Below are 14,630 nucleotides of genomic sequence, written 5' to 3'. Positions count from 1 at the left end.
CCGGCGGACGTTTGTTTTCTATTCGGATCGCCGACGCGCGACTTCTGCTATCACCATCCGCGATGTCGCAATGGATCATTTGCGCCGCGCTCATTTGGCTGATCCTCGCAGCAGATCGGCGGGCGAAGCGATGCGCCTGCGAGCCAGTTTTGTGAACCAGACCTGATCGGTCTGCATCGGATCTGCGCAGATCGCGCATGAAACAAATCATGTGCGACCGGAGGGCCGGTCGAAAAATTCGCGGCGTCCCGTCTGTTTGCGACAGCATGCTCATCGCTATTTTTTCGGACGTCTCGACAAGCACCAAAACTGCCGCGCATCATTTCGGCTTGTGACGCACCAGCGCACGAAACTCAGGAGATCTGATCATGCCGGTCGAAACGAAGAATCCCGAGACGCTCGCTCTGCACGGCGGTTCTTTCCGTTCGGACCCCGCGACCGGTGCCGTGGCCGTGCCGATCTACCAGACGACGTCGTTCCAGTTCGAGAATACCGATCATGCGTCCAAGCTGTTTGCGCTGGAGGCACTCGGCCAGATCTACACCAGGATCAAGAATCCGACGGCCGATGCCTTCGAGGAGCGGTTGGCGGCGCTCGAAGGCGGCGTCGGCGCGCTCGCGCTCGCCTCGGGGCAGACCGCATCGGCCTTTGCCATCTTCAACATCGCACAGGCCGGCGACAACATCGTCTCCTCGACCGATCTCTACGGCGGCACCTGGACGCTGCTGTCGCAGACACTGAAGCAGTTCGGCATCGAGGTTCGCTTCGTCGACCCGGCAGACCCGGAGAATTTCCGCCGCGCGACCGATGCCAGGACGCGCGCCTATTTCGCCGAGACGCTTCCCAACCCCAAGCTGAATGTGTTTCCGATCAGGGAAGTCGCCGATATCGGGCGCCCGCTCGGTGTGCCGCTGATTCTCGACAACACCGCGGTGCCGCTGATCGCGCGCCCGTTCGAGCACGGCGCGGCGATCGTGGTCTATTCCACGACAAAATATATCGGCGGCCACGGCACCTCGATCGGCGGCGCCATCATCGACGGCGGCAATTTCGACTGGGCTGCCCATGCCGACCGTTTCCCGCTGCTGACGAAGCCGGACGACGCCTATCATGGTGCGATCTGGACCGAAGCCGCAAAACCCCTGGGGCCGATCGCCTACATCCTGCGTGCGCGCGTGAAGTTGCTGCGTGATCTCGGTGCGGCCATCGCCCCACAAAACGCGTTCCAGTTCATCCAGGGGCTCGAGACCCTGCCGCTGCGGCTGCGCCAGCACAATGAGAATGCGATCAAGGTCGCCGACTTCCTGGTCAGGCATCCGGCGGTCTCGCAAGTGATATTTCCGGGCCTGCAGAACGGCGAGAGTAGGCGCCGCGCCGACGCCTATCTGCGGGGCGGCTATGGCGCGCTCGTCGGCTTCGAACTCAAGGGCGGGGTCGAGGCGGGGCGACGTTTCATCGATGCGCTCAAGCTGTTCTATCACGTCGCCAATATCGGCGATGCACGATCGCTGGCGATCCACCCGGCTTCCACCACACACCAGCAACTCAGCGCGCAGGAACAACTCGCCGCTGGCGTCACGCCCGGCTATGTCCGCTTGTCCGTGGGGATCGAGCATCCCGACGACATCCTTGCGGATCTCACCCAGGCCCTGACGCAAGCCGAAGCGGGCGGCAGCGCGCGCAAGGCGGCGTGATCGACGTCATCAACAAGAAGCGGACCTGAGACATGAAAGCAATTCTACGCCTCGCGCAGGCGATCGGCCTGTCATTGGCTTTGACCGGCGCCGCCCTGGCCGACGAACCCCTGAAGATCGCCACCAGCGCGGGGCCGGTCGGGCAATTGGCCGCGTTCGCAGCCAAACTCGCCAAGGACAAGGGACAGGACGTCAAGATCGTGGAGTTGTCGGATTGGGTGGCGCTCAACGAAGTCGTCAACAGCGGCGACGTCGACGCCAACCTGTTTCAGCACGCAACGTATCTCGCGCTACAGAACAAGCAGCGCGGGCTCAACCTGGTGCAGGTCGACAAGGTCGGCGTGATCGCGCCGGTCGGTCTGTTCTCGAAGAAAGTCAAGTCGCTCGACGAGATCAAATCCGGCGACAGTGTCGCGATCCCGAACGAACCGCTCAACGGCGCGCGAGGCCTGATCCTGCTCGAGCGCGCCGGCTTGATCAAGCTGGCGCCGGGCAAGGGTTTTGCGGTGAGCCGGTTCGATATCGTCGACAATCCAAAGAATCTGAAGATCGTCGAGCTCGATCCGGCGCAGACCTATCGTTCGCTCGATGACGTCACACTCGCGCTCGTCAACATCACCTATCTGATCCCGGCCGGCGGCGATCCGAAGTCGGCCTGATCATCGACCGTACCGTGGACGATGGCCTCGTCCTTCGTTTCACTGCACGGCCTGACAAGAAGGACGATCCGCGCCTGAAGGCCTTCATCCAGGTGTTCAATTCGCCCGAGGTCAAGCAGTTCATCGAGCAGAAGCTGCCGGCCTTCATTCCGGCAGGCTTCAGCAGCTAAAGCATGATCCGGAAAAGTGCGAAGCGGTTTTCCGAAAAGATCATGCTTAAAACAAGAATCTAAAGCGCGATGACGGTTCAACCCGATCTCATCGCGCTTTAGACCACCGGCTCCAGCCCGGCCCGATGCTCGCCCGCCGTCTCGGCGAGTCTCGTGGCGAGCACGGCGCACTGGTTGCGAATGTCGGGGATCGCGATGATCTCCCAGAACGCCGCGCGGGTGAGCGGGCCCACCGCGAACAGGCGCTGCGAGACCGCGCCGTCCTGGCCGATGATCGCGCAGTTGCGGTCGGTCTCGATGCCGATGCAGAGCGGATCGACCCGCGCCAGGCCGCGTTCGAACAGAGCGCGCACCGCCGGATTGGGCGTGGCGCGCGGGTCCTTGACGATGCCGGTGCAGTCGACGACAGCGCCCACCTGCGTGCTGGCGATCCTGCCGCCGCCGCGCCGGCGATAGTGAACGCGTGCTCCATCGCGGTTCGGCGCGATGCTGGTCACCTTCGCCGCCACCAACGTGAGCTGCCCTGCGTAAATGGCCCGCGTGATGCGGGCTTCGACTTCCGGCGCCATCCGGTGGCGATGCACGTCCCACCAGGCGCGTGCGTGCTCCAGGAAGCGGCGCTTGGATGCCTGCGGCAGCTCGTGCCACAGCCGCTGGGTATAGGGGCGCAGGCCGTCGATCACGCTGCGCCAGTCGCCCCCTTCGGCTGCGTTCCGCTCGATGCGGTCCCGAAGCCAGCGGAGCAGGGCGCTGATGCCGGCGCCGAACGGAACTTCGGCCTCGTCGATGCGCTGGGCGTCGGCGCGTCGATGCGGTTTTGCCAGCAGGCCGCGCCGCGACATCGCGATGATCGGCCCGCGGTGCCCGTCGCGTAGCAGCGACAGCACGTAGTCGACCATGGTCAGTCCCGTGCCAAGCAGCAGCACGGTCGCGTCGGGATCGAGCGGTGCGGCCGATGGCGGCGCCCATGGATCGGCATAACCGGCGCGGCTGGCGCGCATGTCATGCCCGGTCGCGAGGACGACGGTATCGCCGGTCAATGATTGACCATCGCCGAGCGTGACCGTCACGCCGGCACGGCCTTCGCTGATGTCGACGCAGACCCCGCGCACGATCGACAGGCGCTCCACGTCTGCCGGATCGGACGTCTGCTGTTCCAGCAAGCTCGCGACATAGTCGCCATAGATGCGCCGGGGCACGAAGCAATAGGGATCCGGACACACGGGAACATCAAGCTCTCGCGCTGAGAGCCAGCGCCAGAAGTGATCCGGCCGGTCCGGCAGCGCGCTCATATTGGCGACGCGCACATTGAGCAGGTGATCCGGATTGCCGGTGTGATAGGCGATGCCGCGTCCGATGTCGGGCCGCTGTTCGATGAGTGTGACGCGGAGATTGCGGGTTGGCTGATGCAGCAGCTGATACGCGAGCAGCACGCCGCTGGCGCCGCCGCCAACGATGATCACGTGTCGTCGATCGCTACGCGTCATGCCGTCGCTCCATCGATCGGCCGGCCGCACGGAATGTGCGATGCCAGGAATTCATGCCTTCGAACGCACGTCGCAGCGTCAGGATCGGTGATGGAGCGCCGACGCCAAAGCCGGGGGGAGCAGCGCCGAATTCGGCGCTGTCGATACAAGGAGAGCCGTTAGCCGTGCGGACCGAACAGGAATATCTCGTAGAGGTCTTCGCGTCCCGTGGCGCCTCCCTTGGCACCATCAGGTCGCGCAAACGTCCGGCACCACGCCTGGAACCGCCGAGCCGTTCGATCGAGAGCATGAAGCCAGGAAGATGCCCGCCGCACAGAAGCTCCTTCGCACTACCGTTCGTGCGAACGATATCATGGCTTGGCGTTGCTTGAGAGCGAATGTCGGCGCCGATCATAACTTTGAAACCGGTGACGCGTGTTGATGCGTTTCACGAGGCAGCATTTCCCCCAGCGGGCGCCGTACGAAAAGGTCTTTCCTCGCAGGTTGTGTCAAGGCGGCGACGTATTGCGCGCGGTCCGCAGTTCTTGGCGGACTTTCAAGACTCCAACATATCAATCACCAACCTGCGATCTCCTCCGGATTGCTTACGCATTCGGATGAGACAGAATGAGGGTTGCAATGCTGGCTCGCATATTCCACTTGCGTCATACTTGCGATGGAGCCGAGGCATAGATTTGCAGTTCGTGCCAGCGAAGTCGCAGCATCGATCGTAACTCTGTTGACGCGGATACGTGGGACCATCACCGTGCGACGAATGCCCATTTTTCGTCGGATAAGCCCACTGGTGCGACCAGTAAATGATTGATTCTACTCACCCTGCCGCTGACTCTTAATCAGCGGGTCCCAGGTTCGAGCCCTGGTGCGCCCACCAAGCTTTCAAAGCTTAGGTTTAGCCCTCGTAGCGGTCATTCCGACAAGCAGCCGTGTCTATTCGGACAATCCGGCTGCGCCTGTTCGCGTCCCCTGATATTTCCTGATCTCCGAACCTGATCCGTCCTGCGTATTCGTCTCGCAGTGTCCGGCAAATCGCCGCGCGGATTAATGACGGCTTTGCGGCGCGCGTGGGTCCGCAACCGCTTTTGCGTCAGCTCGCGCGTTTCGCCCGATCGCTGCCCAGCACCGGTCTGAAATTCGTCGCGCCGGATCGGCCGCCGACGGGGCGATGCGTGAGGTCCCATCCGAGCGCGGGGCGCCCTGCGGCAACCGCAGTTGACAGGGGAGAGCGCCCACTTTAATCACCTGACTAATTAATCAATTAATTAAGGTCTGAAACCCTAGGGAAAGAATCCGCCTGATGCCGGTCGGCCATCGATATCCGAAGCTGCTTGTCCCGCGCGGTAGCGGCTTCGCTGGGCTGGAAGACCGGGCGCCTGCGGTCAGATCCTTTGTGCAGGTCCGCTCGCGCGAGCGCCGCGCGGTGTTGCGCGCGCGACAGCGCTGTCGCGGATCGGCGCGTCCTGCCCGAACCGGAATGGCTCCGTTCACCCGAACGCAAATGAGGAGTGAGGCGTAAACGATGGGACGTCGATCTGAGGTACTGATGGCGCAAGAGACCGCCGGCACGGACAACCGGCGCGTGATCCAGGTGGTGTCACGCGCATTCGACATCGTGCGTTGCTTCGAAGGCCGAAGCATACGCCTCGGCAATCGGGAAATCGCCGACCGCTGCGGTCTTCCGCGCTCGACGGTCTCCCGTCTCACATTGACCCTCACCCAGATCGGCCAGTTGATCTACCTGCCGCAAGAGCAGAAATATGCTCTCGGTCCGCACGCCGCCGCGCCGAGCGTCCCGCTGTTTGCGGAAGGGGGCGATAAGCCCGCCTGCGCCGACGAACGGGAGACGGCGCAACCGTCCATGCTGATCAACTCGCGCTACTTCGAAGATCAGCGCAATCCGGTCGCCGCGCCGCTTGCGGTGACGCCACACCGCTGACGCCTCGGCCGGTTCCGGAGCAAAAGACTCAGCGGAAACGGTCCGGCCCGATCGGCGCGAGCCCACAGTCAAGAAACATCCAAAGCAGAGGGAAACGCATGTCTGAAGCATACATCATCGACGCGGTGCGCACGCCGCGCGGCATCGGCAAGCCGGGCAAGGGCGCGCTGTCGCACCTGCATCCGCAGCATCTGGCGGCAACCGTGCTCGCCGCGCTCAAGGCGCGCAACAAGCTCGATACCTCGACCGTCGACGACATCATCTGGTCGACCTCGACCCAGGAAGGCAAGCAGGGCGGCGATCTCGGACGCATGTCGGCGCTCGCGGCCGGCTACGACATCAACGCCAGCGGCACGACGCTGGATCGCTTCTGCGGCGGCGGCATCACCTCGGTGAACCTCGCGGCGGCCTCTGTCATGTCGGGGATGGAAGACTGCGTCATCGCCGGTGGCACCGAGATGATGAGCTATCAGCAGACCCTCGCAGCCGAGCGCTCCAAGGCGGGCCAGCCGGCGCGGATGATGGGTTCGGGCAATCCCGCGCTTGACGAGATTCACCCGCAGTCGCACCAGGCGTGTGCGGCGATGCCATCGCGACGCGCGAGGGGATCAGCCGCGAGGCCTGCGATGCGCTGGCGCTGACGAGCCAGCAGCGCGCCAAGCGGGCGATCGATGAAGGCCGCTTCGCCAAGTCGGTGATCCCCGTCCTCAACGACGACGGCAGCGTGGCGCTCGGTCGTGAAGAGTTTCCGCGCCCCGAGACCACCGCCGAAGGCCTTGCTTCGCTGAAGCCGAGCTTCGAGCAGCTTGCCGATTTCGATCTCGGCAACGGCGTGACCTTCAAGAAGCAGATCCAGCGCCGCTACCCGGGCCTCGAGTGGAAGGGCGTGCATCATGCCGGCAACAGCTCGGGCGTGGTGGACGGCGCCGCCGCTGTCCTGATCACGTCGAAGGAATATGCCGAGAAGCACGGCCTCAAGCCGCGTGGCCGCATCGTCGCCTATGCCAATCAGGGTGACGATCCGACCTTGATGCTCAATGCGCCGGTTCCGGCGGCCAGGAAGGTTCTCGCCAAGGCAGGCCTGACCAAGAACGACATCGACGTCTGGGAGATCAACGAGGCGTTCGCCGTCGTCGCCGAGAAGTTCATCCGCGACCTCGAGCTCGACCGCGAGAAGGTCAACATCAATGGCGGCTCGATTGCGCTCGGTCACCCGATCGGCGCGACCGGATCGATCCTGATCGGCACCGCGCTCGACGAGCTCGAGCGCAGCGGCGGTCGTTATGGCTTGGTCACCATGTGCGCCGCCGGCGGCATGGCGCCGGCCATCATCATCGAACGCCTCTGATCGCGAAAGGATAACGCAATGAAACTCGATTCATCGGTCGCCGCCGTCGTCACCGGCGGCGCGTCCGGCCTCGGCGCTGCCACCTCACGCGCGCTCGCCGCGCAGGGCGTGAAGGTCGCGATCTTCGACTTCAACGAAGAGAAGGGCGAAGCCATCGCCAAGGAAATCGGCGGCGTGTTCTGCAAGGTCGATGTCACCTCCGACGAACTGGTCGATGCAGCTTCGCCAAGGCCCGCGCGGCCCACGGCCAGGAGCGTATCCTGGTGAACTGCGCCGGCACTGGCAACGCGGTGAAGACCGCCGGTCGCGACAAGAAGACCGGCGAACCCACGCACTTTCCGATCGACGCCTTCAACCGCATCATCCAGATCAACCTGGTCGGCACCTTCCGCTGCATCGCCAAGTCGGCGCAGGGCATGCTGTCGCTGTCGCCGCTGGAGCACGGCGAGCGTGGTGCGGTGGTGAACACGGCCTCGGTCGCGGCCGAGGACGGCCAGATGGGGCAGGCGGCCTATTCGGCCTCGAAGGCCGGCGTCGTCGGCATGACGCTGCCGATCGCGCGCGACCTGATGGCCGAGGGCATCCGCGTCAACACCATCCTGCCGGGCATCTTCAACACGCCGCTGCTGCAAGGCGCGCCCGAGAACGTCAAGGCCGCGCTCAGCGCGTCGGTGCCGTTCCCGAAGCGTCTCGGCATGCCGGAGGAATATGCGCAGCTCGCGCTGACCATGATCACCAACGGCTACTTCAACGGTGAAGACGTCCGCCTCGACGGCGCCATCCGCATGGCCCCGCGCTAGGCAACTGCGCACGGCAACAGGAGACCAAAGCGATGTCCGAAGAAACTCCGGTCCTCACTGAAGTCCGCGGACCGATCCTGATCATCACGCTGAACCGGCCGGAAGCCAAGAACGCCGCCAACCTCGCCCTCTCCAAGGGCGTGGCCGCGGCGATCGACCGGCTCGACGCCGACGATACGCTCAGCGTCGGCATCATCACCGGCGCCGGCGGCACGTTCTGCTCGGGCATGGACCTCAAGGGGTTTTTGAAGGGCGAACGGCCGTCGATCCCCGGCCGCGGTTTCGCCGGCCTCACCGAGGCGCCGCCGAAGAAGCCGCTGATCGCGGCGGTCGACGCTACGCGCTCGCCGGCGGGATGGAGATCGCGCTGTCGTGCGACATGATCGTCGCCAACCGCAACGCCAAGTTCGGCATCCCCGAGGTGAAGCGCGGGCTGGCGGCGGCGGCCGGCGGGCTGATCCGCATGCCGCGCCAGATGCCGCACCGCGTGGCGATGGAGTTTGCGTTGACGGGCGAGTTTTTCGGCGCAGAGCGCGCCTATCAACTCGGCATCATCAACCGCGTCACCGACGGCCCGGCCCTCGACGCAGCGCTGGAGCTTGCAGCCGCGATCGGCGCCAATGGCCCGCTCGCCGTCAAGGCCTCCAAGCAGGTGATCGTCGAGTCCCGGCTCTGGCCGGAAGATCAGATGTGGAAGAAACAGCAGGAGATCGTCGCTCCGGTCTTCGTCTCCGAGGATGCCCGCGAGGGCGCTGCTGCCTTTGCAGAAAAGCGCGCGCCGAACTGGAAGGGCAAGTAAGGCATCGACTGCTTTGACAACGGAACGCCGGTTTCGATTGCAACAGAACCGGCGCTCCGAATTTTTTTGTGCGTGCCGCGCCGCACGCCGGCCAGTTTCCACGCCGCTTGAGAGCGCTATTGGGTGAGTGATGCGCAGCTTTACCGAAGATCAGGTCATCTTCCGCGATTCCTATCGCAAGTTCCTCGCCAGCGAGATCACGCCCCATATGGAGGAGTGGCGGGAGGCCGGCATCGTCGACCGCAGCGCGTTCAAGAAAGCCGGCGATCTCGGCTTCCTGATGATCTGGCCCGAAGAGAAGTATGGCGGAATGGGCGATGAGGACTTCCGCTATGAGCAGATCATCATCGAGGAGACCGCGCGCTCGGGCTGCAAGGGCTGGTTCAATACGCTGCACAGCCGCCTGGTCGGATCTTACTTCAAGCGCTTCGGCACTGAGGAGCAGCGCGACCGCTTCCTGCCGAAATGCGTCAGCGGCGAGACCATCCTGGCGATCGCGATGACCGAGCCCGGCGCCGGCTCAGACCTTGCGGGCATGCGGACGACGGCAGAGGACAAGGGCGATCATTTCCTGCTCAACGGCTCGAAGACCTACATCTCCAACGGCATCAATTCGGACGTGGTGATCGTGGCGGCGAAGCTCGCGGGCGCCGAGAAGAAGCACGCCATGGTGCTTCTGATCGTCGAGCGCGGCATGGAGGGATTCGAGCGCGGCCGCAATCTCAAGAAGATGGGCATGCCGGCGCAGGACACCGCCGAGCTGTTCTTCCAGAACGTGAAGGTGCCCAGGGCCAACGTGCTGGGAGAACCGGGCAGGGGCTTCTACTACCTCATGGAGGGCCTTGCCGAGGAGCGGCTGATCTCCGCGGTCGGATCGATCGCCAACGGACGCAAGGCGTTCGATATCACGCGCGATTACGTGATGGATCGCAAGCTGTTCGGCAGGCCGCTCGCCGAGCAGCAGAACACCCAGTTCCGCATGGCGGAGATGGATGCCGAAATCGATCTCGTGCAGGTCTATGTCGATCATTGCGTCGCCGAGCACAACGCGGGACGCCTGACCAGCAATATGGGCGCCAAGGCCAAGATGATGTCGTCGGAAGTCGAGTGGAAGATGCTTGACCTCGGCGTGCAGCTGCACGGCGGCGCAGGCTACATGGATGAGTACCCGATCAGCCGGATGTTCACCGACGCGCGCGTCAACCGGATCCTGGCCGGAAGCTCCGAAGTGATGCGGCTCATCATCGGCCGCGATGTCTTCTCGGAGCACTACAAGAGCATTTTGGACTAAGCATGATCCGGAAAAGTGCGAAGCGGTTTTCCGAAAAGATCATGCTCAAATAGAGGGCTAAGGCGCGGTGAAATCTCATCGCGCTTTAGCCCGTCGCCGCGATCGGCTATCGATCTCGCTCCCCACCTCAGCCACGTGCCTGCCGCAGCGGCTCGCGCGCGTGCTCCTTGGACCGCATCAACGCATCGACGAAGATCGGCTCCCAGGAGCGGATGTGGCTGCGCAGCAGCGTCGGCAGAGCCTCGGTCTCGCCGGCGAGTGCGAGTTCGATTAGCCGGTAGTGTTCGGGCACCGAGGCCTGCTGCCGCTCGTGGCCGGCGCGGGAGCTGATGCCGTAGAGCCGCATCTTGTCGCGCAGGCCCATCACCATCTCGGTCAGCAGCTCGTTGCCGGCTGCGGCAATGAACTCGCGATGATAGGCGCGGTCGGCTTCCAGATAGAGCTGGACGTCATCGGTCTCGACGGCCCTCGCGATCTCATCGGCCCAACCGCGTACGGCTGGTAGATCCTTTGGCGGATTGGCGGCGACCAGCACCGCGGCGTGCAGCTCCAGCACCTCGCGCATGTCGAACAGGTTGCGCAGCTCGGTCAGCGTCGGCTCAACGACCTTGAAGCCACGGTTGCGCATCGGCTCGACCAGGCCGCCGCGGCTGAGCTCGAGCAGCGCTTCGCGCACCGGCGTCGAGGAGACGCCGAGGCTCGCCGCGAGGCTCGGCACCGAATACATCGTGCCGGGCAGGCTTTGCCCCGAAATGATCTCGGCGCGCACCCGCTGCAGCACCTGTTCGCGCAAATTCTGGTCCATGGGTGGTCGCAGCCGCCTCTCGCCGGGAACTCCGATTCGTCCCTGATTATTACTTAGCCTTGACGGGAGCGGTAGCGTATGACGTAAATGTGTAACGCATTACCAAAATGCGTCACATGGACTGACTTGACGGTGAGATGACGGTGAAACAGCGGCTACCCGGCTATTGCACGCTTTGTCGCTCGCGCTGCGGTGCTGTCACCGTCGTCGAGGACCGGCGCCTGGTCGGTGTGGAGGTATTAAATAACCACCCGACCGGCGGCGCGCTTTGCGCCAAGGGCCGGGCGGCCCCCGAAATCGTCGCCAGCCCGCGCCGTCTGACCGTCCCGCTCAAGCGAACCCGTCCGCGTGACGCCGCCGATCCAGGCTGGGTCGAGGTGTCCTGGGACGAGGCGTTGACCGAGATCGCCGACCGGCTCCGCACGATCCGCGCCGAGAGCGGCGCCGAGGCGGTGGCGTTCGGCGTTACCACGCCGAGCGGCACGCCGATGGTCGACAGCTTCGAATGGGTCGAGCGCTTCATCCGCGGCTTTGGCAGCCCCAATCTGATCTACGCAGTCGAGATCTGCGGCTGGCACAAGGATTTTGCGCACGCGCTGACCTTCGGCCGCGGCATCGGCTTTCCCGATTACGACAATGCCGAAGTGATTGTGCTATGGGGCCACAACCCCGCGCGCACCTGGCTCGCCCAGGCGACGCGGATCGCCGACGCGCGGCGGCGCGGCGCCAAGGTCGTCGTCGTCGATCCCAAGCCGAACGGCTCAGGTCAACAGGCCGATCTCTGGCTGCGCATCCGTCCGGGCGCCGATGGCGCGCTCGCGATGGGCGCGATCCGCCATCTCATCGCGACCGGCAACTTCGATGCGGATTTCGTCGACGCATGGACCAACGGATCGCTGCTGGTCGATCGCGCCACCGGGCGTTTCCTGCGCGCCGACGCGGTGTGGCCCGATGGCGCGGCTGAGGCTTTCGTTCGTCTCGATGCGTCGGGCTCGCCGGTACCTTGCGACACAAGCTACGCGCCGGAAAGCGGTGGCCAGCTTCGCGGCGCGCTGTCGATCGGTGCCCGCAAGGGCCAGATGATCTCGGCGGCAACCGCATTCGAATTGCTCGCCGAGCGCGCTGCGCCTTACACACCGGAACGGGTGGCGGAACTGACATGGCTTGATGTCGCGGACATCGAGGCGTTCTACGCGTTGCTCGCCGGCCGGCCTCGGCTTGCCTATCATTCCTGGACGGGCGTCGGGCAGCACACCAATGCAACTTCGATTGAGCGCGCGATCGCATCGCTCTACGCGCTGACCGGCGCCTGCGATCGGCCCGGCGGCAATCGCTGGCCGGTGCCACCGCCGACGCGTGCCCTCAACGACTACAACATCCTGCCGCCGCAGCAGCAGGCGAAAGCGTTGGGCCTTGCCGAATTGCCGCTCGGCCCGCCGGCGAAGGGCTGGATCACGGCGCGCGATTTCAGCAAGGCGGTGCTCGAGGGCGAGCCCTACCAGGTGCGTGCACTGGTCGCCTTCGGCACCAACTTCGTCGTCTCGCAGGGCCATTCCGAGCGCAACAAGGCCGCGCTGAACGCACTGGAATTCCAGGTTCATATCGACATGTTCATGAACCCGACCGCGGAGAGCGCCGATTTCGTTCTGCCGGCGAGCACGCCGTGGGAGCGCGACGCGCTCAAGATCGGGTTCGAGATCACGCAGCAAGCCGTCGAGACCGTGCAGTTTCGTCCGCGCATGGTCGAGCCGGTCGGCGCGGTGAAGGCCGATTACGAGATCGCCGCCGCGCTCGCGCTCAAGCTCGGCATGGAGGAGTTGTTCTTCGGCGGCGACATCGAGGCCGGCTGGAATTATCAGCTGGCGCCGCTCGGCGTTGGTGTCGAGGATCTGCGCCAGCACCCCGAAGGACGGCGCTTCCCGCAGGCCTTCCGCGACGAGAAATACGCCGTCACGCGCCAGGACGGAACGGCGGCGGGCTTTGCGACGCCGACGCGCCGCGTCGAGATCTATTCGGAGCAGATGTTGGGACACGGCTATGATCCGTTGCCCGATCATGTCGAACCGGTCGGCAGCCCGCTCACGACGGCCCAGGACGACCGCTTTCCACTCGTGCTCTCCACCGCCAAGAGCGGCTGGTTCATTCACTCCTCGTGGCGGCATGTCGCCTCGCTGCGGCGGAAGTCGCCCGACCCGGCCGTCGAGATCAGCCCGCAACTCGCCGCGCAGCGTGGGCTTGTGGAAGGCGATTGGGCCGTGGTGGAAACACAGGGCGGCGCCGTGCGCCTGAAGGTGCGGCTCAATGCGGCGCTCGACGCGCGGGTCGTCGTCGCGAATTCGGCTGGTGGGAGGATTGTCCGCCGCTCGGCCGCGATCGCTCGGCTGCGGCAGGCGTTCTCACACGCAACATCAACGCGGTGCTGCATGACGACGCACGCGATCCGGTCAGCGGCTCCGTGCCGCTGCGCGCGATCGTCTGCGATATCAGGCGCGACGGCGTTGCCAGCCGCGGCGTCTGGAGCGGCCAGCGGCGGTTCGTGGTCGGCGAGCGCGGCGCCGAGGCCGATAACGTCATCGCCTTCAGCCTGCTGCCGCTTGACGGCGGTCCGCTGCCCGACTTCCTGCCGGGGCAACACGTGATGACCGCGTTGCCCGGCGCAACCGAGGCGCGAGCCTATTCGTTGACCGGATCGGGCGATCTGCCGCAGGCGCTGTCGATTGCGGTGAAGGGACGCTTCTTCGACGAAGCCAGGGGCGGCGACGCGCCGTTCTTCATGCCGGATCGTCTGCATGGGCTTGCCGTCGGAGATGAGGTTCTGCTGGAGCCGCCGGGCGGCATCTTCACCCCGCCATTGAAAGGGCCGCGGCCGCTGGTCTTCCTCGCAGCCGGCATCGGCATCACGCCGTTCGTCAGTCATCTCGAGACGCTGCAGCACACTGCGCCGCAGGATCGCGTCGCCGATGTCCTGCTGCTCCACGGCTGCCGCAGCAGCCGCGAGCATCCGTTTGCGCAGCGGCTCGCGGAGCTGGAAGCCGCCACGCCGGAGCTGACGCGCGTGACCTTCTATTCGGCGCCGTTGCCACAGGACCAGATCGACTCGCATGCGTGGCGCGAGGGGCGGATCGATCTCGCGCAGGTCAAGCCGCTGTTGGCGCGCCGGCCGCTGGTCTACATCTGTGGCTCACCGGATTTCGTCACAGCGCAGATCGAGGCCGCAGTGGCGCTCGGTATTCCGCGGTTCGACATCTTTGCCGAAAGCTTCGTGTCGCCGCCGTCGGTGCCGAGCGACCTCGCGCCGCGCACCATCCGGCTTGCGAGCAGCAAGCAGAGCTTCTCCTGGGGACCGGAGCAGGGCACGCTGCTCGACGCGGCGAGTGCGGCAGGCGTCGCGCTGCCGAGCGGCTGCCGCGTCGGGCAGTGCGAAAGCTGCGCAGTCGAGGTGGTCGATGGGGAGTTCACCCACCTCGGCCCCGTCGATGGCAGCGAAGGCCGATGCCTCGCCTGCCAGGCCGTGCCGCTCACCGACCTCACGCTCGCACTTTGATGACCAAAACGATTGAACGCTAACCGCATCACCGGAAGGGGATCAGATTGATGACGAATGCAACGCACGACCAAACCGTGAGCCTGCGAAAACCTGCCGC

The 14,630-nt window shown here is 64.9% G+C and carries 10 protein-coding genes and 3 pseudogenes; 11 read left to right on the top strand and 2 right to left on the bottom strand.

Annotation, left to right across the window (positions count from 1 at the left end; genetic code table 11):
• Positions 1 to 368 precede the first annotated feature (368 nt).
• The 3 genes from AKN84_RS02740 to AKN84_RS49890 are packed head-to-tail and all read left to right on the top strand — an operon-like array spanning position 369 to position 2,523.
• Positions 369 to 1,694, top strand: coding sequence for an O-acetylhomoserine aminocarboxypropyltransferase/cysteine synthase family protein (locus AKN84_RS02740; protein WP_050419234.1), 1,326 nt, complete (start codon positions 369 to 371; stop codon positions 1,692 to 1,694).
• Positions 1,695 to 1,726: 32 nt separating this feature from the next.
• Complete coding sequence (locus tag AKN84_RS02735; protein ID WP_283805482.1) at positions 1,727 to 2,353, top strand: MetQ/NlpA family ABC transporter substrate-binding protein; 627 nt, start codon at positions 1,727 to 1,729, stop codon at positions 2,351 to 2,353.
• Between the two features lie 14 nt (positions 2,354 to 2,367).
• On the top strand, positions 2,368 to 2,523 hold the full coding sequence (locus AKN84_RS49890) for a MetQ/NlpA family ABC transporter substrate-binding protein (RefSeq protein WP_283805481.1): 156 nt from the start codon (positions 2,368 to 2,370) through the stop codon (positions 2,521 to 2,523).
• Positions 2,524 to 2,621: 98 nt separating this feature from the next.
• Here AKN84_RS49890 and AKN84_RS02730 read toward each other — a convergent pair whose 3' ends face one another.
• A complete protein-coding gene (locus AKN84_RS02730) occupies positions 2,622 to 4,010 on the bottom strand; it encodes an FAD/NAD(P)-binding protein (protein ID WP_050419233.1) in 1,389 nt (462 codons plus the stop codon).
• 1,516 nt (positions 4,011 to 5,526) lie between these two features.
• Between AKN84_RS02730 and AKN84_RS48720 the strand changes: the two are divergent.
• From AKN84_RS48720 to AKN84_RS02705, 6 genes and pseudogenes are all read left to right on the top strand, one after another.
• Positions 5,527 to 5,805: pseudogene (locus tag AKN84_RS48720) on the top strand (helix-turn-helix domain-containing protein); the annotation flags it as partial.
• A 236-nt stretch (positions 5,806 to 6,041) separates the two neighbouring features.
• Positions 6,042 to 7,291, top strand: a pseudogene (locus tag AKN84_RS02720) (acetyl-CoA C-acetyltransferase).
• A gap of 18 nt (positions 7,292 to 7,309) precedes the next feature.
• Positions 7,310 to 8,091 (top strand): annotated as a pseudogene (locus AKN84_RS02715) (SDR family NAD(P)-dependent oxidoreductase).
• 32 nt (positions 8,092 to 8,123) lie between these two features.
• A complete protein-coding gene (locus AKN84_RS49885) occupies positions 8,124 to 8,474 on the top strand; it encodes an enoyl-CoA hydratase-related protein (RefSeq protein WP_283805480.1) in 351 nt (116 codons plus the stop codon).
• Positions 8,447 to 8,890 (top strand): enoyl-CoA hydratase-related protein, encoded by a 444-nt coding sequence (locus AKN84_RS49880; RefSeq protein WP_283805479.1) that lies wholly within the window; start codon positions 8,447 to 8,449, stop codon positions 8,888 to 8,890. The genes AKN84_RS49885 and AKN84_RS49880 overlap by 28 nt, the downstream gene beginning before the upstream one ends.
• Positions 8,891 to 9,020: 130 nt before the next feature.
• Positions 9,021 to 10,181, top strand: coding sequence for an acyl-CoA dehydrogenase family protein (locus AKN84_RS02705; RefSeq protein ID WP_050419231.1), 1,161 nt, complete (start codon positions 9,021 to 9,023; stop codon positions 10,179 to 10,181).
• A gap of 127 nt (positions 10,182 to 10,308) precedes the next feature.
• On the opposite strand, the gene AKN84_RS02700 is transcribed toward AKN84_RS02705, so the two are convergent.
• Entirely contained in the window at positions 10,309 to 10,986 is a 678-nt protein-coding gene (locus AKN84_RS02700; RefSeq protein WP_050419230.1) for a GntR family transcriptional regulator, read from the bottom strand.
• Between the two features lie 137 nt (positions 10,987 to 11,123).
• On the opposite strand from AKN84_RS02700, the gene AKN84_RS02695 reads away from it, so the two are divergent.
• Together AKN84_RS02695 and AKN84_RS48715 are read left to right on the top strand one after the other, a co-directional pair.
• Positions 11,124 to 13,625 (top strand): molybdopterin-dependent oxidoreductase, encoded by a 2,502-nt coding sequence (locus tag AKN84_RS02695; protein WP_244484899.1) that lies wholly within the window; start codon positions 11,124 to 11,126, stop codon positions 13,623 to 13,625.
• Positions 13,523 to 14,530: a flavin reductase family protein gene (locus AKN84_RS48715; RefSeq protein WP_244484898.1), complete on the top strand. Its 1,008-nt coding sequence runs from the start codon at positions 13,523 to 13,525 to the stop codon at positions 14,528 to 14,530. Before AKN84_RS02695 ends, AKN84_RS48715 begins: the two co-directional genes overlap by 103 nt.
• The last annotated feature ends 100 nt before the right edge of the window (positions 14,531 to 14,630 follow it).

Source organism: Bradyrhizobium tropiciagri (assembly GCF_001189845.1).
GTDB classification, from domain to species: Bacteria; Pseudomonadota; Alphaproteobacteria; order Rhizobiales; family Xanthobacteraceae; genus Bradyrhizobium; species Bradyrhizobium tropiciagri.
Note: the sequence above shows the minus strand (reverse complement) of the source record. Positions and strands in the feature narration are given on the sequence as shown.